This is a genomic window from Martelella sp. FOR1707, assembly GCF_053484265.1.
This window is the reverse complement of the sequence record NZ_JBAKFP010000004.1, coordinates 256,985-276,461: the sequence shown is the minus strand read 5'-3', so window position 1 is coordinate 276,461 and position 19,477 is coordinate 256,985. Positions and strand designations below refer to the sequence as shown.

The window sequence follows — 19,477 nt, the reverse complement described above, 5'->3', positions numbered from 1 at the left end:
TCAAGCCTAAAAAAGAGCCCCGGCCGAAAGGCCGGGGCTCCTCATTTCAGTCAATCAAGACCGATCAGCCAGCGGCTTCGCGGGCCTTTTCGAGCCAACCGTCAACCATGTCCTGGTTGTTCTTGATCCACTCGGTGGCCTGCGCCTGAACGTCGTCGTCGCCATTGTTCATCTTCGAGTTCTGGGCGAAGATGTCTTCCAGCGGGATCGATACTTCCTTCAGGAGCGCATCGACGGCCGGGTTGTCGGCGATGAATTCGTCATTGACGACCGGAACGATGTCGTTGGCGACAAAGCCCATGTAGCACGGATCGGCGACGCAGGTGTCGAGACCCTTGGCCGGAGCCGGCAGCTCGACGCCTTCCTTCTGCGGCACTTCAATCCACATCACGTCCTTGCCCGGCGAAAGCTGGTCAACAGTCCAGTTCGGGGTCCAGGTGTAGAAAAGGATGTGCTCGCCGTTCTGGTAGGCGGCGATCGCATCGGCCATCGAAGCGGAGTAGCCGGCCTTGATCGGGTTGATGTCGTCACCCAGGTCGAACTCTTCCATGTGCTTCGAAATCGTCAACTCGCAGCCCCAGCCGGGCGGGCAGGCGACCAGATCGGCCTTGCCATCGCCGTTGCGGTCGAAGGCTTCCTTGACTTCGTCGCGCTTGAAGTCGTCAAGCGTCTTGATGTCGAATTCTTCGATCGCGGCCTTGTCGACGAGATAACCCTGAAGCGCGCCGCCCTTGGCGACCGCGCCGTCAACCTTGGCCTTGCCTTCGAAGGTCGGCTTGTAGGTTTCGTGCAGCGGGAACCAGCCATTGACCCAGAGGTCGACATCGCCCTGCGACACAGCCTGATAGAAGGCGGACGCGCCGAGCGTCATCGGGCCGGTTACGCTGTAGCCGAGATCCTCGAACATCTGCTTGTAGATTTCGGCCTGGAACCAGCCGGTATCCCAGTCGGCCTGCGCCATCTTGATGGTCTTGCCATCGCCAGGTTCCTGCGCGAAGGCGGCAGTGGCGGGTACGATGCTGGCGGCGCCAAGCATGAGGGCGGCGGTCAGTTTGGTGAGATTGTTCATGAGCGTTTCTCCGTTTCTTCGTGTTGCGGCGCTTGCCCTGTTGCGGGCAACCGCCTTGGCGACGGGATTGGAGATCCCTTTCAGAAAGCGTCCGGATGGACGCCTTCGTTTTATTCGGCGGCCTTTTTCTGACCGCTGAAAAGCGTACCCAACGCCTGACGGAACGTCATCCGGTTGGGGTCCGATGGCTCGACGAGGCCCTGGGTGATGCGGTCGAGCACGATGGCAAGAACCACAATCCCGACGCCGCCGGCGGTAGCACCACCGACATCAAGCCGGCCGAGGCCAGTGTTGACGACCTGTCCAAGGCCGCCCGCGCCGATAAGCGCTGCGATGACAACCATTGACATGGCCAACATCAGCGTCTGATTCAACCCCGCCATGATGGTTCTCATGGCAAGCGGGAGCTGAACTTCGAACAGCGTCTGCGAATAGGTCGCGCCGAAAGCCTCCGATGCCTCGATCAGATCGGTGCGCACATTGCGGATGCCGAGATTGGTCATGCGGATGATCGGCGGCAGCGCGAAGATGATGGTGGCAATGATGCCCGGCGCCATGCCGACGCCGAACAGCATCACGATCGGCACGAGATAGACGAAGCTTGGAACCGTCTGCATCACGTCGAGGATCGGCCGAACGATCTTCCACATCGTGTCGCTGCGGGCGACGAGAATGCCGACCGGCACGCCGATGATGGTGCAGAAGAACACCGAGGTCAGGATCATGGCGAGCGTGGTCATCGTTTCCGGCCACAGCCCGATGAGATCGACGAACAGGAAGCCGACAATCGTGACGATTGCCATGGTCTTGCCGACGATGCGCCAGGCAAGCAGCGCGAACACCGCCGTCAGCACCAGCATCGGAATAAAGGCCAGGAACCCGTCAAGCGCCATCAGCACCTGGTTGACCGGCACCTGCAGCGCGCGGAAGAACGGCCGGAAATTCGGCACCAGAAAGCCGCGGACGAAATCGTTTACCCAGGCGTCGAAGGGAATGGTGAAATACTGTGATGGATCGAACATGGTCTAGCTCCCTCTCGACTTATTCGCTGGCCGGCTGGCCGGCCTGCTTCTTGGCTTCTTCTTCGGCGAGTTGTGGAGGGGGCTCCTCCGTATCGGCGGCGAGCTGCTCGAAGATCGCTTCCTGATCGACGACGCCGACAAGCTTGCCGTCGTCATCGGTCACGGCCATGGGCACGCCGGCCTGCGCCGCGCCATAGACCTCGTTCAGGTAGGACTCTTCCGAAACGGTCGGCGGTTCGGCATACATCACGTCGCGAACCGGGCTCGTGCGCTGGGCTTCCATCGCGTCGGAGCGCATCAGAAGGCCGACCGGCACGCCCTTTTCAACGACATAGGCGAGGTCGGACTTGGCCTTGTCCATCACCGCAAGCGCATCGGCCGTGGTCGAATCGACCTTCACCCATGCGGCATCGCGGGAAATGTCGGAGACCTTGAAGACCCGGCTGCGGTCGATATCGGAGACGAAGGCGCGGACATAGTCATCGGCGGGCTCGGAGACGATTTCCTGCGCCGTGCCGACCTGGACGAAGGCGCCGTCCTTCATGATCGCGATCCGGTCGCCGAGGATCATGGCTTCGTTCAGGTCATGGGTGATGAAGACGATGGTCTTCTTCAATTCTTTTTGAAGAACCACCAACTCGTCCTGCATTTCGCGCCGGATCAGCGGGTCGAGCGCGCCGAACGGTTCGTCCATCAGCAGAATTTCGGGATCATTGGCAAGGCCGCGGGCAAGGCCCACGCGCTGCTGCATGCCGCCGGAAAGCTGGCTCGGATAGCTGTTGGCATAGGCCTCGAGCCCGACCTTGGCGAGAGATTCGCGTGCGGCCTTGTGGCGCTCCTCCTTGCCCATGCCCTTGAGCTTCAGGCCGAAGGCGACGTTGTCTATGATCGTTTTATGAGGAAACAGCGCGAAGTGCTGGAAAACCATCGTGATTTTCTTGCGACGCACATCGCGCAGCGTTTCCTTGTCGCAGGAGGCGACGTCGACATTGTCGATGATGATCTGGCCGGAGGTCGGCGGGATCAGGCCGTTGAGCGTGCGAACGATCGTCGATTTTCCGGAGCCGGAAAGCCCCATGATCACGAAGATTTCCCCTTCATTGACGTCGAAACTGACGTTGTCGATCCCGACCGTGACGCCGGTTGCCTTGAAGATATCTTCCTTGCTTTCGCCAGCAGCGAGGCGTCGCGCGCCTTCGCCATCGTCGTCATTGAACAGTTTCGACACGTTTTTAGCGGTCAGTTTGACGCTCATACTTGTTCCTTCTCCGGCGGACATCGGTTTGTCCAGCGCTTTTGCCAGCGCTTGCACGCGATAAAACGCGAGGATTGCGTGCGGACGATGATCCCGCATGGGGGCGGGCATGCGAAGCCTCAGGCGGCGTCGCTCGGGCCTCCAGATAAGCAATAAAGGAGGCTTGCCGAAGACGGCGTTCGTCAACGGCACGGCTGATGTGTAGAATTTGGACGCCCGAATGTCAAATTTGCGGCCACAAAGTGCCCTTGCGGGAAAACAGTCCGGATTGAGCGCGATGCGCGAAATTTGCGCGCATTTCAACCGTCTTTCGCCTTGAACAGCGGGTGCTGGCGCGCTAGTCCATGAGGCGTTGTTGAACGGGATGAAACGGGTGACGGTTTGATCGACCCCTATGAAGTGCTGGGCATAGATCGCGATTGCGATAGCGAGACCGTGCGCGCGGCCTACCGGCGGCTTGCCAAGGAGGCGCATCCCGACAGCGGCGGCGACGGCGAGCGCTTCGCCCGCCTTCAGGCATCCTATGACCTTTTGAAGGACCCGGTGCGCCGCAAGGTCTATGACGATACCGGCTACGATCCCGAACTGGCCGACGCCAAGGATCTCAAGGGCGTGCTTCTGCTCGAGCCGCTGGTCAACGAGATGATCCTCGACGAGCGCGAGCCGGGCAGTTTCGATCCGGTCGCCGCGATGCGGCGCAAGCTTTCCGACGACATTTTGAAGAGCCGCTTCCACATCCTGGAGCTGGAGCGCCATCGCGCGCGGGTGCGCAAACACCTTGCGCGTCTCGCGCGGCGCAAGAGCGACAAGGGCAATTCCGACGTTCTGGGCTCCATGCTGCGGGCGCGCAGCGAATCGATCGCCGAGGCAATCCGCAACGCCGAAACTCAGATCGAGGCGATCGAGCAGGCCTATGTCATGCTTGAAGGCTATGCCTATGAGATGGAACATGACGGCGAAGCGGAGGATGCCGCCGGGCAGCGTCTGGAAGACAAGTCCGCGCAGGACAAGGCCGCTGAATAGGGGCTGCTGAGTGTGGCCCGCGGAACAGGGCTTGAGAATAACGGGCAGGGACACGCTGCCGGGGGATACCGAAATGTCTGAAATGGAATGGTCGCGGCTGCTCGACCTGGAACCGCTCTACCGTCCCGACCGTAAAGCCTCGCCCCGCCGCCCGGCCTTTGATCAGGATGCCGACCGGATCACCTTTTCCGCGCCGTTCCGCAGGCTGGCCAACAAGACCCAGGTTCACCCGCTCTACGATCACGACCACATCCATCACCGGCTGATCCACAGCGTGGAGACCGCGAGCGTCGGGCGCTCGCTCGGTCTGGAGGTCGGCTACTGGCTTGAGGAGGAGGGCAAGATTGCCAAGGGCGGGCAGGCAATTGTGGCCGGCCTCGTTCATGCCGCCTGTCTCGCGCACGACATCGGCAATCCGCCCTTCGGCCATTCCGGCGAGGCGGCGATCGGCGCGTGGTTTGCCGAGCGCTTCGACCGGGGCGAGGGGCTGTTTGCCGACCGTGAAGGGTGTTTTGCCGAGGAGTTTGAAGCCTTCGAGGGCAATGCCCAGGGCTTCCGCATCCTCACCCGGCTGGAAATGAACCGGCCCGGCGGCATGCGGTTGACCCATGGCACGCTCGGCGCGTTCATCAAATATCCGGTTACGGCGCGGGTGCGCAAATCGATCGCCGTCCATGATGGCGGGCTGAAGAAGTTCGGCGTTTTCGAAAGCGAGCGCGGCGAGCTGGAGGCCGTCGCCGCCCGCACCGGTCTGATCGCGGGCGATGCCTCGGCGACTTGGTGGCGGCGCCATCCGCTGGTTCTGCTGGTCGAGGCGGCCGATGATATCTGCTACAACATTCTCGATCTCGAGGATGCCTTCACCACCGGAGATCTCGGCTATGGCGACGTCGCGCCGCTTCTTGCCGAGATTGCGGGCTTTTCGCCGAAGGATGATCGCGGCGACACGCCGGCCGAGAAGATCGCCGTGTTGCGGGCGGTCGCGATCGGCAAGGCCTTCGAAGCGTGCAGCGGTGCCTTTGCCGAAAACTATGAGGCGATCATGGGCGGCAGGTTCGCCGGCGCGCTGGTCAGCGCCTCGGCGCAGGCGGAGAACTTCGCCGCGATCGAGAGTCTGGCGAATGAGCGCATCTTCACCTCGCCGCGCAAGACCGAGCTTGAGGTCATGGGCCGCAACCTGGTCCATCGCATTCTCGACGGCATTCTGCCGGTGGCCGACGCACTCGCTGCGGCCGACTGGCAGGCTGATCGGATCGACGGCTATCCCAGGCAATTGCAGCGCGCGCTGGGCATGGACCTGCGCCACGCCCGCGATCCCTACAGCGCGCTCCACGCGCTCGCCGACTACGTCTCCGGCATGACCGACCGCTATGCCGTGAAGATCGCGGAGATGATCTCGCGATAGCCGCGCGTCTTTTCCGCGACAGCTATCACATCAGCGCAATGCTGGGCTGCGTCGGCCCCCATACCTGACCGGCAATAAATCACTATCTTGGACTCAACAACGCCAAGATGAGGATATGAAGATGAAAACCACCCGTAAGAGTGAAGCCAGCAACCAGCGCAATCCCCTGGTCCGTTTCATGCACGGCCTTGGCGTCGTCTACAACGACTACCATGAACTGCGCGCTGAAGCCCGTCGTCGCTTTCCCGACACTTTCCGCTGATTTGAGCTTTGCCGGCAAACGCAGTTTCGCCTTGCACAGTTTCCACCGCAGCCGCCTTCCGGCTGGCGTGGTCTCTAACTGGATTATATTCTGTTAGGGCGGGGTGCTCAGCCGACGACATGTGATGTCGCCGGCTGTTTTTTCGGCCTTGGGGGTATCCCGCGCAGGCCGGTGATCCCTTATAGTTTCCTGATTCTCTTGGTATAAGGCGTCATAGAGGACTGGACGGGATAGCAGGAGACGAGATTAAGAATATCGCCTTCCTCCAGAATTTTTCCGTCCAGATACGGGGCCTCGAAGCTCAGACCTGTTCCGTTCATCTTTAGGTCGACGATTTTCTTGCCATCGCTCGAGCGCCAACCCATGATTTGCTGGTCCGGTGCCGCGGCCGTTCCGGAAACCTGGCTCGCGCCAACCTCGGTGATGACAGGCGCTTCATATTGCGGCGTTCGGGCGGGTTGTTTGACATAGGTATCGGACAATTCGCCGCCCGGATAGTTCGCGGTCGCGAGCAGGGTCGTCACGGGCGCGAGGCTTGTTGTCCCGATATCGAGCGACCACATGCCATCGGCAGAGAAAACCGGTCCATATCCCCTCGGGTGTCCCGTGGCGCCCGAGACTGTCAACTTGACATAAGTGTTCGGCGAGGTTGTCCCGGTGACCATAGAACCGGAAATCCCTTCGATTTCCGGCGGCACCGGCACGACGTCGCAATCGCCTATAACAACAGGGTCCGAAGGGGCGGAGCTAATTCCGAGTTCGCCATTCGTAATCTGAAAGGCTTGGGCGGAGATTTTGTCGCCGACCTTTGCCGCGGGGTTTTCCGCAACGAAGCTCATTCTCCGTTCGGTGGGACGATAATTCCACCGGGCGGGAACGTCCTGCCATCGTCCAGGTTGGTAAGCAAGATCGCAGTGCCCGGGTTCGCTTCCGTGCCGGCGAAATATTCAGGGGTGAAGACAGTAATGACCGGCTTGGCAGGCTCATCATCTACTGTCTTCCAGATCGGGTTTGAGGTAATGGTTGTGCCGATAAAGTAGGCCTGCGCCTCAATCTTGTCGCCAAGGCTGATGAGCAGCCGATCGGGAACTGCGCTCCATTGACCGTTGTGCACTATTGGCGGATCAGCCACCGGTCTGCGACCTCTGCTCAAGTTATAGAGCTGGATTTTTGTCCCGGGCGTCGCTTCGGTTCCCGCGATCAATGTTGTCGTGCACGTTGTGATGTCGGGAGTAGCGGGTGCAGTCAATGATTTTTGGGCCATTTTACTTCTCCTTTGGCTGTAAAGATTCAAACTGCGAATACTGAGTGCATTTCCGCCTTTAATAACTGTAAGTTGTATTTTGCAGTTTGGGTGGATGGCTCGATCCAGATTGGAGGCGAGGGCTCGTGCCTTGGTGAAGTGGAGGCGTCCCGGGGTTAACAGGACGCTCCCGAGTGTCGGCTGCACGCTCCCCGTCGCTATTTAGGATAGCCTTCCGGCGCCGATGAAAACGGCGTCATCGATCCATATTGCGGCAATGCGGCGACGACATTCAGAAAGTCGCCCGAGGCCAGCGTCATGTTGTCCAGATAGGAGGCGACGAAGTTCGTGCCGCTTCCCTGCATGAGGTGGTCCACGATCTTCTTTCCATCGCTCGACCGCCACGCCAGAATATGCTGGCCCGATTGCGGAGCCTCGCCCGACATCTGGTGCAAGCCGACCTCGGTAATGTTGACCGGCCCTGGTTCAAAATGCCCTAGCGCTCTTATGAATGGTTCAGAAGCGATGCCGCCGGGGTAGTTTGCGGTCGCGCTGAAGGTTGCATCACTCGGCACGCTGGGACCTACCTCAACCGACCAATTGCCATCTGCGGAAAAGACCGGGGGAAACGTAGCCCCGCCGCCCGCGCTGCCCGAGAAGCTGAGATTGACATAGGTGTTGGGATAAGTGGTTCCGCTGACAGTAGCGTGATCCACGTAGACGTCATCCATCTCCGGCGGAATCGGCGCGATGGCTTTGGGGTCTACGATTACGGCTTCAGAGGGCCCCGAAGCCACCCTCGGCACGCCGTCCGGTCCCGGCATATAGGCGTAAGCAAAGACCGTATCGCCAGCGTCTACCGGAAAATTGTCGGCAACCATGCTCCAGGCGCCGTTGACCACAGGAACCGGATTCTTCATTACGCTCTTGAGATGATTGTTCACGTTGAGGACATTCACCGACGTGCCGGGTGTTCCTTCCAGTCCGGCAAAATACAGTCCGGTATAGATCGTGATGACCGGCTTGTCGGCTCCGCCGGACTCCGTGACGCTATGGTTTGCGGACGGGCCGGAAGGCTCACCCAGGGTGCCATCGGGTTGCACTATGTAAGCCTCGGCGTAGACCATATCACCAACAGTGAGCGGTTTGTCCGGCGAAAGAATCCAGGCGCCGTCTTTCACGGTTGCCGGTTCGCTCGAGACCGGCGTCTTGTCATCGCCGGACTTGAAGACATTGACGACCGTTCCTGCGGTGGTCTCTCTGCCGGCGATGCTCTTGGTGGTGGAGCGCGAAATCACAGGCGCGTCGGGTTTGTTTCCGGCTTTCGTTGGCATGCTTCTTCTCCTTGTTCTGTTTCAATTGCATTCGCCAAAGGCAGTTTGGAGGGCGGATATCAAGATGCAGTTTAAAGTTGCATAATTTCTTTAGGGTAGGGAGCGGTCATCCTTGGATGTTGTGGCTTCCCATCGGCTTTACCGGTCGATAAAGTTCGCGCTAGAAGAGGTCCTTCTACCGCACATCAGAAACTATATACTACAACCTAAGATTGTCTACAGAAAACGCAACTTAAGGTAGAAATTGACGGAGGTTTACGTGGGCCCGCAATTTCTATGCCGTTTTGGATGAGCTTTCCAAGCCTGGCCGATCGAGCGGTGGGGACCCTTGATGCGTCGGAAAGGTTGTCTGGTCCTCTACAGCGGCGGATCAGGGAAGACATGCCGCATGCGGGTATTTTCCTGCCGTCGCGATTATCATATATCGCAGACGAATCTTATCGTTCGTCAGCAGACGGGACCAAGGCATGACGAATTTTCTGCTCGCGATCTTTGCTTTCCTGCTGGCCCATGTGGTCCCGCCGGCGCCGCCCGTGCGCGCCCGGTTGATCGCCTTCTTCGGACGTCGAGTCTATCTCACCCTCTATTCCGCTGTCTCGACCCTACTTCTGATCTGGATCATCATTGCGGCACGGCAGGCGCCGTTGATTTACCTCTGGTATCCCGCGCCGTGGCAGGCTCTTGTTCCGATATTGGCGATGCCGTTCGCCTTCTGGTTCATCGCAGCAGGTCTTGCCGCGCAAAACCGGGTTTCGATTACCTTCCGACGGAATAGTGAGACGGGCGCGCAAGGCACGATCATCGCCATAACCCGCCACCCCGTGCTGGTCGGTTTCCTGATCTGGGCACTGGCGCACATCCCGCCGAACGGGGATGTCGTTTCGCTGATCCTGTTTGGCGGCATGGGGCTGCTTGCGTTTGCCGGAATACCGGTGCTCGATCGCCGGGCGCGGCGCCGGCTCGGCGATGTCGAATGGACGGCCGTCCATGCGCAAACCTCCATCGTGCCTTTTCTGGCGATCATCGAAGGGCGCGCGCATCCGCATGGGGATCGAAGCTTCTGGTTCTGGTCCGGCCTTGGGCTTGCCTTCTATGTTTGGTTCCTGTTGCAGGGCCATCGCCTGCTGATCGGCGTCGACCCGCTGGCCTGGCTTTGAGCATGCTCGCGCTGACGCCGTTTTCTGGCGGCGTTCGTCGCAGGCTATCGAGGCGTGATAAACAGAGCGTCAGGTCTTGGGATCGTCGATCAGCGGCGTGGGCTTGGCAAGGGTCTTCAGCGCCTTGATGTCGGTGAGCCGGATCGTCGTGCCGTCGACCTCGACGCCGTAGGGCTTCAGCGTGTTGAAGGCGCGCGACAGGTTTTCCGGGGTCATGCCGAGCAGCGAGGCGAGCGTGCGCTTGTCGTAGGGCAGGTCGAAGGTGCCGGAGCCGTCGCCGAATTCATGGTCCTGGCGCAGCAGCGTATTCGCCAGCCGTTCGACGGAGCTGCGCAGTTTGAGGCCCTTGTGTTCCTTGATGACATAGCGGTAGCTGCCGGCCATCTCCAGCACCATGGCCCGGGCGAAGGCGTCGTCGAGCTCGAAGATCGAGCGGACATTTTCCGAAGGGATCAGCAGGATTTTCGAGCGCGCCCGCGTGCGCGCCGACATCAGGTAGACCGCATCCTTCAAAACCGCCGCCAGGATGAAGGCGCTGACCGGATGCACCATCGCCATCGTCGCCTCGCGCCGGTTGGCATTGGCGTAGAGCTCGACGCAACCTTCGATGACCACATAGAGAAAATCCGCTGGGTCGCCTTCATGCACGAGATCGAGCTGCGGCGGGAAGGTCTGCAGATAGGCCGCCTGCATCAGTGCCTCGAAATTTTCCTCGTCCATGCTGTTGAACAGGCTAAGTGCCCGCACCTGTGGCAAATCGGATGACCGCATCACTGTGCCTTGATTTTTTTCGTGTCTTCGATTGATAAATTTAGCAGCAACGAACGGCATCCGCAACAGACCGATTTGACGATGATTTCAGCGCGGGAAGGCAATTTCACGCGCAATTCTTGTTTGTCCCGCGCCACCCGTCAAGCTTGACTTAGGTCAACTTCGAGCGCCTCCCAATCCCTCTAGCTCTCAGGCAGAATTTCCAATGAGCGGTCTACCGCTTAAGCCTTAGGGGGCAAGTCATGTCTGCAATTGACGGTGTTTCGCGGAAAGACCAGCGCAGGGCGCTTGGTCTCAGCACTGTGGCCTTCACGGTCTGTTTCGCGGTCTGGACGATCTTCGCCATCATCGGGGTCGAGATCAAAGGTGAACTCGGCCTTTCCGAAACCCAGTTCGGCATACTGGTGGCAACGCCGGTGCTGACCGGCTCGCTGTCGCGGCTGATGCTCGGCATCTGGACCGAGCAATATGGCGGGCGGCTGGTGTTTCCGTTGCAGATGCTGCTGGCCGCCGCGGCGACCTTTCTCCTGACCAGCGCCACGACCTATCCGCTGTTTCTGCTCGCAGCCCTCGGCGTCGGCCTTGCCGGCGGTTCCTTCGCGGTTGGCGTCACCTATGTCTCGCACTGGTATCCGCCGGAAAAGCAGGGCACGGCGCTTGGCATTTTCGGCGCCGGCAATGTCGGCGCGGCGGTGACAAAATTCGGCGCGCCCTTCGTCATGGTGGCCTTCGGATGGCAGGCGGTCGCCAATGTCTGGGCCTTCGCGCTTGCCGCCATTGCCGTCATCTTCTTTGTGTTCTCCAAACATGATCCGGTGTTCGAAGCCCGCCGCCGCTCCGGCGCGAAGGCCACCACGGTCGCGGCCCAGCTCGCGCCGCTGAAGAACCTGCAGGTCTGGCGCTTCTCGCTTTACTATTTCTTCGTCTTCGGCGCATTCGTCGCGCTGGCGCTGTGGCTGCCCCATTACCTCGTCGATGTCTACGGCGTCGATATCCGCACCGCGGGCATGGCGGCGGCAGCCTTCTCGCTGTCGGCTAGCCTGTTCCGCGCCTATGGCGGTCATCTCTCGGACCGGTTCGGCGCGCGCTCGGTGATGTACTGGACATTCGGCTTTGCGCTGCTCTTGCTGTTCATGCTGTCCTATCCGCCGACCAGCTACACGATCCACGCCAAGGGTGGCGACATCATCTTTACGACCGCGATGAGCTTCGGCGCCTTCGTGCTGATGATCTTCTGTCTCGGCTTCTTCATGAGCCTCGGCAAGGCGGCGGTCTACAAGCATATCCCGGTCTATTATCCCGACAATGTCGGCTCGGTCGGTGGTCTCGTCGGCATGATCGGCGGGCTCGGCGGCTTCGTCCTGCCGATTGTGTTCGGCACGCTCCTGGACCTGACCGGCGTCTACACCACCTGTTTCGCCTTCCTGTTCGTGCTGGTGCTCGTCGCCCTGACATGGATGCATCTTTCCATCCGGCAGATGGAGCGCCGCAACCGGACGACGACCGACACCTTGCCGGAACTTCCGGAATTCGAAGGCATGACGCCGAAGACGTCGGCGGCGACGCTGACGGAATGGAACCCGGAAGACGCAACCTTCTGGGAACAGACCGGGCGGAAGATCGCCAAGCGCAATCTGTGGGTCTCCATTCCTGCGCTGCTTCTGGCCTTTTCGGTCTGGATGGTCTGGTCGGTCGTGGTCGCGCGGCTTCCCGCCATCGGCTTTGAATTCACCGATGCCCAGCTCTTCTGGCTGGCGGCGCTGCCGGGGCTTTCGGGCGCCACGCTCAGGATCTTCTATTCCTTCATGGTGCCGATCTTCGGCGGACGGCTGTGGACCACGCTTTCGACCGCGTCTCTGCTGCTGCCGGCCATGGGCATCGGCTATGCCGTGCAGAACCCGGAAACGCCTTATCTCATCTTCCTGGTTCTGGCGCTTCTGTGCGGGCTCGGCGGCGGCAATTTCGCCTCGTCCATGGCCAATATCAGCTTCTTCTTTCCCAAGGCCGAAAAGGGCAATGCGCTGGCCATGAATGCCGGTCTCGGCAATCTCGGGGTCTCGGTCATGCAGTTCCTGGTGCCGGTGGTCATTACCATGGGCGTGTTCGGCGCGCTTGGCGGCGAACCGCAGGCACTGACCGATGGCGGACGGCTGTGGCTGCAGAATGCCGGCTTCGTCTGGGTGCCGTTCATCATCGCGGCTACCATCGCCGCCTATTTCGGCATGAACGACATTGCCTCGGCCAAGGCCTCCTTTGCCGATCAGGCGGTGATCTTCTCGCGCTTCCACAACTGGATCATGTGCATTCTCTATACCGGCACATTCGGCTCGTTCATCGGCTACTCGGCGGGTTTCCCGCTGCTGATGAAAACCCAGTTCCCCGAGGTCAACGCTCTTTCCTATGCCTTCCTCGGCCCGCTTGTCGGCGCGCTGAGCCGGGCGGGCACGGGCTGGATTTCCGACCGCTTCGGCGGTGGACGGGTGACCTTCTGGACCTTCGTCGGCATGTTCGTGGCTGTCGTCGGCGTGCTGCAGTTCCTGCCGCAGGACGGAGCGGGCGGCAATTTCTGGGCCTTCTTCGCCTGCTTCATGGCGCTGTTCTTCCTCACCGGCGTCGGCAATGCGTCGACCTTCCAGATGATCCCGGCGATCATGCGCCAGGAAGTGCCCCGCCTGATGCCGGAACTGGATGCGGGCGCGCTGCAGAAGCAGACGGACCGCGAGAGCGCGGCGATTATCGCCTTCACCTCGGCGATTGCCGCCTACGGCGCATTCTTCATCCCGAAATCCTACGGCACCTCGATCTCGATGACCGGCGGACCGGATATGGCGCTGTGGGGCTTCGGCATCTTCTACGTCATCTGCGCCGCGCTGACCTTCTTCTACTACACCCGCCGCAACGCGCCGGTGCCCTGCTAATCGCCCGAAACAAAGGAACGGATCATGTCTCTTCTCCTCGACCGCCTCAACTTTCTGGCGCGCAAGAATGTCGACACCTTCTCCGATGGTCACGGCGTGACCACCAATGAAAACCGTGATTGGGAAGACGCCTATCGCAAGCGCTGGCAGCACGACAAGATCGTGCGCTCCACCCATGGGGTGAACTGCACGGGCTCCTGTTCGTGGAAGATCTACGTCAAGGGCGGGATCGTCACCTGGGAAACCCAGCAGACCGACTATCCGCGCACTCGTCCGGATATGCCCAATCACGAGCCGCGCGGCTGTTCGCGCGGCGCCAGCTACAGCTGGTACATGTATTCGGCCAACCGGGTGAAATACCCGCTGATCCGGGCGCGGCTTTTGAAGCTCTGGCGCAAGGAGCGCGCCGACCAGAGCCCGGTCGCCGCCTGGCGCGCCATTCAGGAGGATCCGGCAAAACGCGCCGAATACATCAAGGTGCGCGGCCTCGGCGGCTTCGTGCGCGCCACCTGGGACGAGGTCAACGAGCTCATCGCGGCGGCGAATGCCTATACCGCGAAGAGGTGGGGGCCCGACCGCGTCATCGGATTTTCGCCGATCCCGGCGATGTCGATGGTCTCTTACGCGGCCGGGTCCCGCTACCTGTCGCTGCTCGGCGGCACCTGCATGTCGTTTTACGACTGGTATTGCGACCTGCCGCCGGCCTCGCCGATGACCTGGGGCGAACAGACCGACGTGCCGGAATCGGCCGACTGGTACAATGCCGGCTTCCTGATGCTCTGGGGCTCCAACGTGCCGCAGACCCGTACGCCGGACGCGCATTTCTACACCGAGGTGCGCTACAAGGGCACGAAGTCGGTGGTCGTGTCGCCCGACTATTCGGAGGCCGCGAAATTCTCCGATCTCTGGCTGCACCCCAAGCAGGGGACCGACGCCGCCCTTGCCATGGCGCTCGGCCACGTGATCCTGCGCGAGTACCACCTCGACCGGACAGTCGGCTATTTCGACGACTACTGTCGCCGCTACACCGACATGCCGATGCTGGTGCGGCTGGTGAAGAAGGACGGCCGCCTCGTGCCGGAACGCTTCCTCCGCGCCTCCGATTTCAAGGATGGCCTCGGCGAGAGCAACAATCCCGAATGGAAGACGGTGGGTTTCGATGCAAAGACCGGCGATGTTGTCGCGCCGCGCGGGTCGGCAGGTTATCGCTGGGGCGAAAAGGGCAAGTGGAACCTCGAGCAGAAGGATGGCGCGGGCAGCGACATCGATCTGGTGATGAGCCTTGCCGAAACACATGATGATGTCGAAGACGTCGCCTTTCCCTATTTCGGCAGCCGTCAGCACGACTATTTCGAGGGCACGGACCATGACGACGTTCTGGCGCGCAAGGTGCCGGTCCGCCGTGTGGCGCTCGCAGAGGGCGAGGCGGTTGTCGCGACGGTGTTCGACCTGTTCGTCGCCAATTACGGGCTCGACCGCGGCTTCGGCGGCGAGAATGTCGCAAGCTCGTTTGATGATGGAACGCCCTATACGCCGGCCTGGGCGGAAAAGATCACCGGCGTGCCGCGCGAGCAGATCATCGCCACCGCCCGCGCTTTTGCGGGCAACGCGGAAAAGACCAATGGCCGGTCCATGGTGATTCTCGGCGCCGGTCTGAACCACTGGTACCACATGGACATGAACTACCGCGGCATCATCAACATGCTGGTGATGTGCGGCTGTATCGGGCAGTCCGGCGGCGGCTGGAGCCATTATGTCGGTCAGGAAAAGCTGCGCCCGCAGACGGGATGGCTGCCGCTCGCCTTCGGGCTCGACTGGCAGCGCCCGCCGCGCCACATGAACTCGACCTCGTTCTTCTATGCCCATACCGACCAGTGGCGCTACGAGACCGTGAAGGTCGACGAGCTTCTGTCGCCGACCGCGCCGGAAGGCCCGTGGGACGCGACGTTGATCGACTACAATATCCGCGCCGAACGCATGGGCTGGTTGCCTTCAGCCCCGCAACTGCGCGCCAACCCGCTGGAGGTCGCTCGCGCGGCGGAAGCCTCCGGCCAAAAGCCTGCCGATTATGTCGCCGATGCGCTGAAATCCGGCACGCTTTCCATGTCCTGCGAAGATCCGGATGCGGAGGAGAACTGGCCGCGCAACATGTTCGTCTGGCGCTCGAACCTGCTTGGCTCGTCGGGCAAGGGGCACGAATATTTCCTCAAGCACCTGCTCGGCACATCCCATGGCCTGCTCGGCAAGGATCTCGGCGACGAGGGCCGTCAGGAGGTCAAGGAGGCCGTCTGGCATGACGAGGCGCCGGAAGGAAAGCTCGATCTGCTGGTGACCCTCGACTTCCGCATGTCGACCACCTGCGTCTATTCCGACATCGTGCTGCCGACGGCGACATGGTACGAGAAGAACGACCTCAACACCTCCGACATGCACCCCTTCATCCACCCGCTGACCAGTGCGGCCGATCCGGCCTGGCAGTCGCGCTCGGACTGGGACATCTTCAAGGGCATCGCAAAGACGTTTTCCGAAGTCGCGCCGGAAGTGCTGGGCGTGGAAAAGGACGTCGTCCTTGTGCCGACCCTGCACGACACCCCCGGCGAACTGGCCCAGCCCTTCGATGTGAAGGACTGGAAACAGGGCGAGACCGATCCGGTGCCGGGCAAGACCATGCCGACGGTTGCCGTGGTCGAGCGGGATTACCCCAATCTCTACAAGCGCTTCACCTCCGTCGGTCCGCTGCTCGACAAGCTCGGCAATGGCGGCAAGGGCATTTCCTGGAACACCGAGCATGAGGTCGGCCTGCTCGGCAAGCTGAACGGCACGGTGACGGAAGAGGGCGCCTCGAAAGGCCGTCCGAAGATCGAGACCGATATCGACGCCACCGAGGTGATCCTGTCGCTGGCGCCGGAAACCAATGGCGAGGTTGCGGTCAAAGCCTGGGAAGCGCTCTCGGCCATCACCGGGCGCGATCACACCCATCTCGCCCTTCCGAAAGAGGACGAAAAAATCCGTTTCCGTGACATCGTCGCCCAGCCGCGCAAGATCATCTCCTCGCCGACATGGTCGGGGCTGGAATCGGAAAAGGTTTGCTACAACGCCTGCTATACCAATGTTCACGAACTGATCCCCTGGCGGACGCTCTCCGGGCGTCAGCAGCTCTATCAGGACCATCTTTGGATGCGGGCCTTCGGCGAGGCCTTCTGCGTTTATCGTCCGCCGATCGATACCGGAACCGTGACGCCGGCGATCGAGGCGCGTCTCGACGGCCAGCCGCATCTGGTGCTGAACTTCATCACCCCGCACCAGAAATGGGGCATCCACTCCACCTATACCGATAACCTGTTGATGCTGACGCTCAATCGCGGCGGCCCGGTGGTGTGGATTTCCGAGCCGGATGCCGCTCGCGCCGGCATTGTCGATAATGACTGGGTCGAGGTCTACAACGCCAATGGCGCACTGGTCGCCCGCGCGGTCGTCTCGCAGCGCATGAAGGACGGCACGATCTTCATGTACCACGCGCAGGAGAAGATCGTGAATACGCCCGGCTCGCCGCTGACCGGCCAGCGCGGCGGCATTCACAACTCCGTCACCCGCGTGATCCCGAAGCCCACCCACATGATCGGCGGCTACGCCCACCAGTCCTACGGTTTCAACTACTACGGAACCGTAGGCGCCAACCGCGATGAATTCGTCGTCGTCCGCAAGCTCGAAAATGTCGACTGGATGGACGAGACCCCAAGCCTTGCAGGAAAGGAGGCCGCAGAATGAAGGTCCGCGCACAGATCGGCATGGTGCTCAATCTCGATAAATGCATCGGGTGCCACACCTGCTCCGTTACCTGCAAGAATGTCTGGACGAACCGCGAGGGCGTTGAATATGCCTGGTTCAACAATGTCGAGACCAAGCCGGGGATCGGCTTTCCCAAGGAATGGGAAAACCAGAAGAAGTGGAATGGCGGCTGGGTCCGCAAGAAGAACGGCCGGATCGAGCCGAAGATGGGCGCCAAATGGCGCATCCTCGCCAAGATCTTCGCCAATCCGGATCTGCCGGAAATCGATGACTATTACGAACCTTTCGATTTTGACTATGGCCATCTCCAGACCGCCGGCGAAAGCAAGACCATGCCGACGGCGCGGCCGCGCTCGAAGCTCACCGGCGAGCGCATGGAGAAGATCGAATGGGGGCCGAACTGGGAGGAAATCCTGGGCGGCGAATTCGAGAAGCGCTCGAAGGATGTGAATTTCGAGGGGGTCGAGAAGGAAATCTACGGCCAGTTCGAAAACACCTTCATGATGTATCTGCCGCGCCTGTGCGAACACTGTCTGAACCCGACCTGCGTGGCCGCCTGTCCCTCAGGCGCGATCTACAAGCGTGAGGATGACGGCATCGTCCTGATCGACCAGGAAAAATGCCGCGGCTGGCGCATGTGCGTCTCCGGCTGCCCCTACAAGAAGATCTATTACAACTGGAATTCCGGCAAATCGGAAAAGTGCATCTTCTGCTATCCGCGCATCGAAGCCGGCCAGCCGACGGTCTGTTCGGAAACCTGTGTCGGCCGCATCCGCTATCTCGGCGTCATTCTCTACGATGCCGACCGGATTTCGGAAGCCGCCTCGACGGCGAACGAACAGGATCTCTATGAAGAACAGCTCAAGGTTTTCCTCGATCCGAACGACCCGGAAGTCATCGAGCAGGCCCGCAAGGACGGAGTGCCGGAGGACTGGCTGAAAGCGGCGCGGAACTCGCCGGTCTACAAGATGGCGATCGACTGGAAGGTGGCCTTCCCGCTGCACCCGGAATACCGCACCCTGCCGATGGTCTGGTATGTGCCGCCGCTCTCGCCGGTGCAGTCCGCCGCCGAGGCCGGCAAGCTCGGTCTCGATGGCGATATGCCCGATGTGAAGTCGCTGCGCATCCCGGTGCGCTATCTCGCCAACCTTTTGACGGCGGGGAAGGAAGAGCCGGTGGTGAATGCGCTGGAACGCATGCTCGCCATGCGCGCCTATATGCGTTCGAAAACCGTCGATGGCGTCGATGACAACGCGATTGCCGAACGCGTCGGCCTCACCGGCCAGATGATCGAGGACATGTACCACGTGATGGCGATCGCCAATTACGAGGACCGTTTCGTCATCCCGACCACGCACCGCGAGGTTTCCGAGGACGCTTACGACGTGCGCGGCTCCTGCGGCTTCTCCTTCGGCAATGGCTGCTCGGGCGGCAATTCCGAAACGGAACTCTTTGGCGCCGGACGTCGCAAGGTGGTGCAGACGCCCACCGATATCTTCAAGGAGCAGGCCTGATGAACATTGCCCTGAAAATCACCTCCCTGCTTCTGTCCTACCCGGAGCGGGAACTGCTGGACGACCTGCCGGAGCTGAAGGCCGCGCTCGCGTCCTCGGCGGTGCCGGAAGCCGTTGCCGTCGCGCTCGGCAGGCTGATCGACGATCTTGCGGGCCGCGATCTCTACGAGGCCCAGGAACGCTACGTCCACCTGTTCGACCGCACCCGGGCGCTGTCGCTGCATCTTTTCGAGCACGTCCACGGCGAAAGCCGGGATCGCGGCCAGGCGATGGTCGATCTGATGGCGCTTTACGAGACGGGTGGCTTCGAAATCGACGCCAAGGAACTGCCGGACTATCTGCCGCTGTTCCTCGAATTCCTCTCCACGCGCCCGAGCGCCGAGACGGAAGACCTTCTCGGCCAGACGGCGCACATCACCGAGGCGATCGGCGAGCGGTTGAAGAAGCGGGAGTCCGTCTATGCCTCGGCCTTTGCCGTGCTTTCTATGCAGTCATCCGCGGAAGCCGACCAGAAGCTTCTGAAGGAGCTGATGGCCGCACCCGAAGACGACCCTGACGACCTCAAGGCGCTTGACAGCATCTGGGAAGAGGAAGCCGTCACCTTCGGCGGCAATGCCGGCGAGGGCGCGTGCGGGCCGGACCGGCTCAGAACCCGCATGCGCGCGGCAGACCGCCAACCCGGCGATGTCGCCGGTTCCGTTTCGAACTAGGAGAC

Annotated in this window: 15 protein-coding genes; 8 read left to right on the top strand and 7 right to left on the bottom strand. The window is 61.1% G+C overall.

The window, feature by feature from the left end:
* Nucleotides 1-64 precede the first annotated feature (64 nt).
* The 3 genes from proX to V6765_RS12670 all read right to left on the bottom strand — a co-directional run bounded on the left by proX (nt 65) and on the right by V6765_RS12670 (nt 3,346).
* Nucleotides 65-1,069, bottom strand: a complete 1,005-nt coding sequence (proX, locus tag V6765_RS12680; RefSeq protein WP_448429287.1) for a glycine betaine/L-proline ABC transporter substrate-binding protein ProX — start codon at nt 1,067-1,069, stop codon at nt 65-67.
* Between the two features lie 110 nt (nt 1,070-1,179).
* Nucleotides 1,180-2,091, bottom strand: coding sequence for an ABC transporter permease (locus V6765_RS12675; protein ID WP_448429285.1), 912 nt, complete (start codon nt 2,089-2,091; stop codon nt 1,180-1,182).
* A gap of 19 nt (nt 2,092-2,110) precedes the next feature.
* On the bottom strand, nt 2,111-3,346 hold the full coding sequence (locus V6765_RS12670) for a quaternary amine ABC transporter ATP-binding protein (protein ID WP_448429283.1): 1,236 nt from the start codon (nt 3,344-3,346) through the stop codon (nt 2,111-2,113).
* Nucleotides 3,347-3,727: 381 nt separating this feature from the next.
* Here V6765_RS12670 and V6765_RS12665 point away from each other — a divergent pair, with 381 nt between their 5' ends.
* From V6765_RS12665 to V6765_RS12655, 3 genes are all read left to right on the top strand, one after another.
* Entirely contained in the window at nt 3,728-4,369 is a 642-nt protein-coding gene (locus tag V6765_RS12665; protein WP_230722241.1) for a J domain-containing protein, read from the top strand.
* Between the two features lie 73 nt (nt 4,370-4,442).
* Entirely contained in the window at nt 4,443-5,774 is a 1,332-nt protein-coding gene (gene dgt, locus V6765_RS12660) for a dGTP triphosphohydrolase (protein ID WP_448429280.1), read from the top strand.
* A 121-nt stretch (nt 5,775-5,895) separates the two neighbouring features.
* Nucleotides 5,896-6,036: a hypothetical protein gene (locus V6765_RS12655; RefSeq protein WP_230722243.1), complete on the top strand. Its 141-nt coding sequence runs from the start codon at nt 5,896-5,898 to the stop codon at nt 6,034-6,036.
* A gap of 179 nt (nt 6,037-6,215) precedes the next feature.
* Here V6765_RS12655 and V6765_RS12650 read toward each other — a convergent pair whose 3' ends face one another.
* The 3 genes from V6765_RS12650 to V6765_RS12640 form a co-directional block, all read right to left on the bottom strand.
* Complete coding sequence (locus tag V6765_RS12650; RefSeq protein ID WP_448429278.1) at nt 6,216-6,875, bottom strand: hypothetical protein; 660 nt, start codon at nt 6,873-6,875, stop codon at nt 6,216-6,218.
* Nucleotides 6,872-7,300, bottom strand: a complete 429-nt coding sequence (locus V6765_RS12645) for a hypothetical protein (RefSeq protein WP_448429276.1) — start codon at nt 7,298-7,300, stop codon at nt 6,872-6,874. The genes V6765_RS12650 and V6765_RS12645 overlap by 4 nt, the downstream gene beginning before the upstream one ends.
* Nucleotides 7,301-7,497: 197 nt before the next feature.
* A complete protein-coding gene (locus V6765_RS12640; protein WP_448429274.1) occupies nt 7,498-8,613 on the bottom strand; it encodes a hypothetical protein in 1,116 nt (371 codons plus the stop codon).
* Between the two features lie 467 nt (nt 8,614-9,080).
* Between V6765_RS12640 and V6765_RS12635 the strand changes: the two genes are divergently transcribed.
* Nucleotides 9,081-9,770: an NnrU family protein gene (locus tag V6765_RS12635; protein ID WP_448429272.1), complete on the top strand. Its 690-nt coding sequence runs from the start codon at nt 9,081-9,083 to the stop codon at nt 9,768-9,770.
* A 69-nt stretch (nt 9,771-9,839) separates the two neighbouring features.
* On the opposite strand, the gene V6765_RS12630 is transcribed toward V6765_RS12635, so the two are convergent.
* Nucleotides 9,840-10,541 (bottom strand): helix-turn-helix domain-containing protein, encoded by a 702-nt coding sequence (locus V6765_RS12630; RefSeq protein ID WP_448429270.1) that lies wholly within the window; start codon nt 10,539-10,541, stop codon nt 9,840-9,842.
* 242 nt (nt 10,542-10,783) lie between these two features.
* On the opposite strand from V6765_RS12630, the gene V6765_RS12625 reads away from it, so the two are divergent.
* Genes V6765_RS12625 through narJ form a run of 4 tightly spaced genes read left to right on the top strand, consistent with a single transcriptional unit; the run spans nt 10,784 to nt 19,472 of the window.
* On the top strand, nt 10,784-13,459 hold the full coding sequence (locus V6765_RS12625) for a nitrate/nitrite transporter (protein ID WP_448429268.1): 2,676 nt from the start codon (nt 10,784-10,786) through the stop codon (nt 13,457-13,459).
* 24 nt (nt 13,460-13,483) lie between these two features.
* Nucleotides 13,484-17,227, top strand: coding sequence for a nitrate reductase subunit alpha (locus V6765_RS12620; protein WP_448429266.1), 3,744 nt, complete (start codon nt 13,484-13,486; stop codon nt 17,225-17,227).
* Nucleotides 17,224-18,762 carry a nitrate reductase subunit beta gene (narH, locus tag V6765_RS12615; RefSeq protein WP_448429264.1) on the top strand — a complete coding sequence of 513 codons (1,539 nt, stop codon included), beginning with the start codon at nt 17,224-17,226 and terminating at the stop codon, nt 18,760-18,762. The genes V6765_RS12620 and narH overlap by 4 nt, the downstream gene beginning before the upstream one ends.
* Nucleotides 18,762-19,472 (top strand): nitrate reductase molybdenum cofactor assembly chaperone, encoded by a 711-nt coding sequence (gene narJ, locus V6765_RS12610; RefSeq protein ID WP_448429262.1) that lies wholly within the window; start codon nt 18,762-18,764, stop codon nt 19,470-19,472. The genes narH and narJ overlap by 1 nt, the downstream gene beginning before the upstream one ends.
* Nucleotides 19,473-19,477: the final 5 nt, after the last annotated feature.

Coding starts and splice junctions, on each gene's coding strand:
- V6765_RS12635 (WP_448429272.1), top strand. CDS start 9,081: ATGACGAATTTTCTGCTCGCGATCTTTGCTTTCCTGCTGGCCCATGTG.
- V6765_RS12620 (WP_448429266.1), top strand. CDS start 13,484: ATGTCTCTTCTCCTCGACCGCCTCAACTTTCTGGCGCGCAAGAATGTC.
- dgt (WP_448429280.1), top strand. CDS start 4,443: ATGTCTGAAATGGAATGGTCGCGGCTGCTCGACCTGGAACCGCTCTAC.
- V6765_RS12625 (WP_448429268.1), top strand. CDS start 10,784: ATGTCTGCAATTGACGGTGTTTCGCGGAAAGACCAGCGCAGGGCGCTT.
- proX (WP_448429287.1), bottom strand. CDS start 1,069: ATGAACAATCTCACCAAACTGACCGCCGCCCTCATGCTTGGCGCCGCC.
- V6765_RS12630 (WP_448429270.1), bottom strand. CDS start 10,541: ATGCGGTCATCCGATTTGCCACAGGTGCGGGCACTTAGCCTGTTCAAC.
- V6765_RS12645 (WP_448429276.1), bottom strand. CDS start 7,300: ATGGCCCAAAAATCATTGACTGCACCCGCTACTCCCGACATCACAACG.
- V6765_RS12675 (WP_448429285.1), bottom strand. CDS start 2,091: ATGTTCGATCCATCACAGTATTTCACCATTCCCTTCGACGCCTGGGTA.
- narJ (WP_448429262.1), top strand. CDS start 18,762: ATGAACATTGCCCTGAAAATCACCTCCCTGCTTCTGTCCTACCCGGAG.
- narH (WP_448429264.1), top strand. CDS start 17,224: ATGAAGGTCCGCGCACAGATCGGCATGGTGCTCAATCTCGATAAATGC.
- V6765_RS12640 (WP_448429274.1), bottom strand. CDS start 8,613: ATGCCAACGAAAGCCGGAAACAAACCCGACGCGCCTGTGATTTCGCGC.
- V6765_RS12650 (WP_448429278.1), bottom strand. CDS start 6,875: ATGAGCTTCGTTGCGGAAAACCCCGCGGCAAAGGTCGGCGACAAAATC.
- V6765_RS12655 (WP_230722243.1), top strand. CDS start 5,896: ATGAAAACCACCCGTAAGAGTGAAGCCAGCAACCAGCGCAATCCCCTG.
- V6765_RS12670 (WP_448429283.1), bottom strand. CDS start 3,346: ATGAGCGTCAAACTGACCGCTAAAAACGTGTCGAAACTGTTCAATGAC.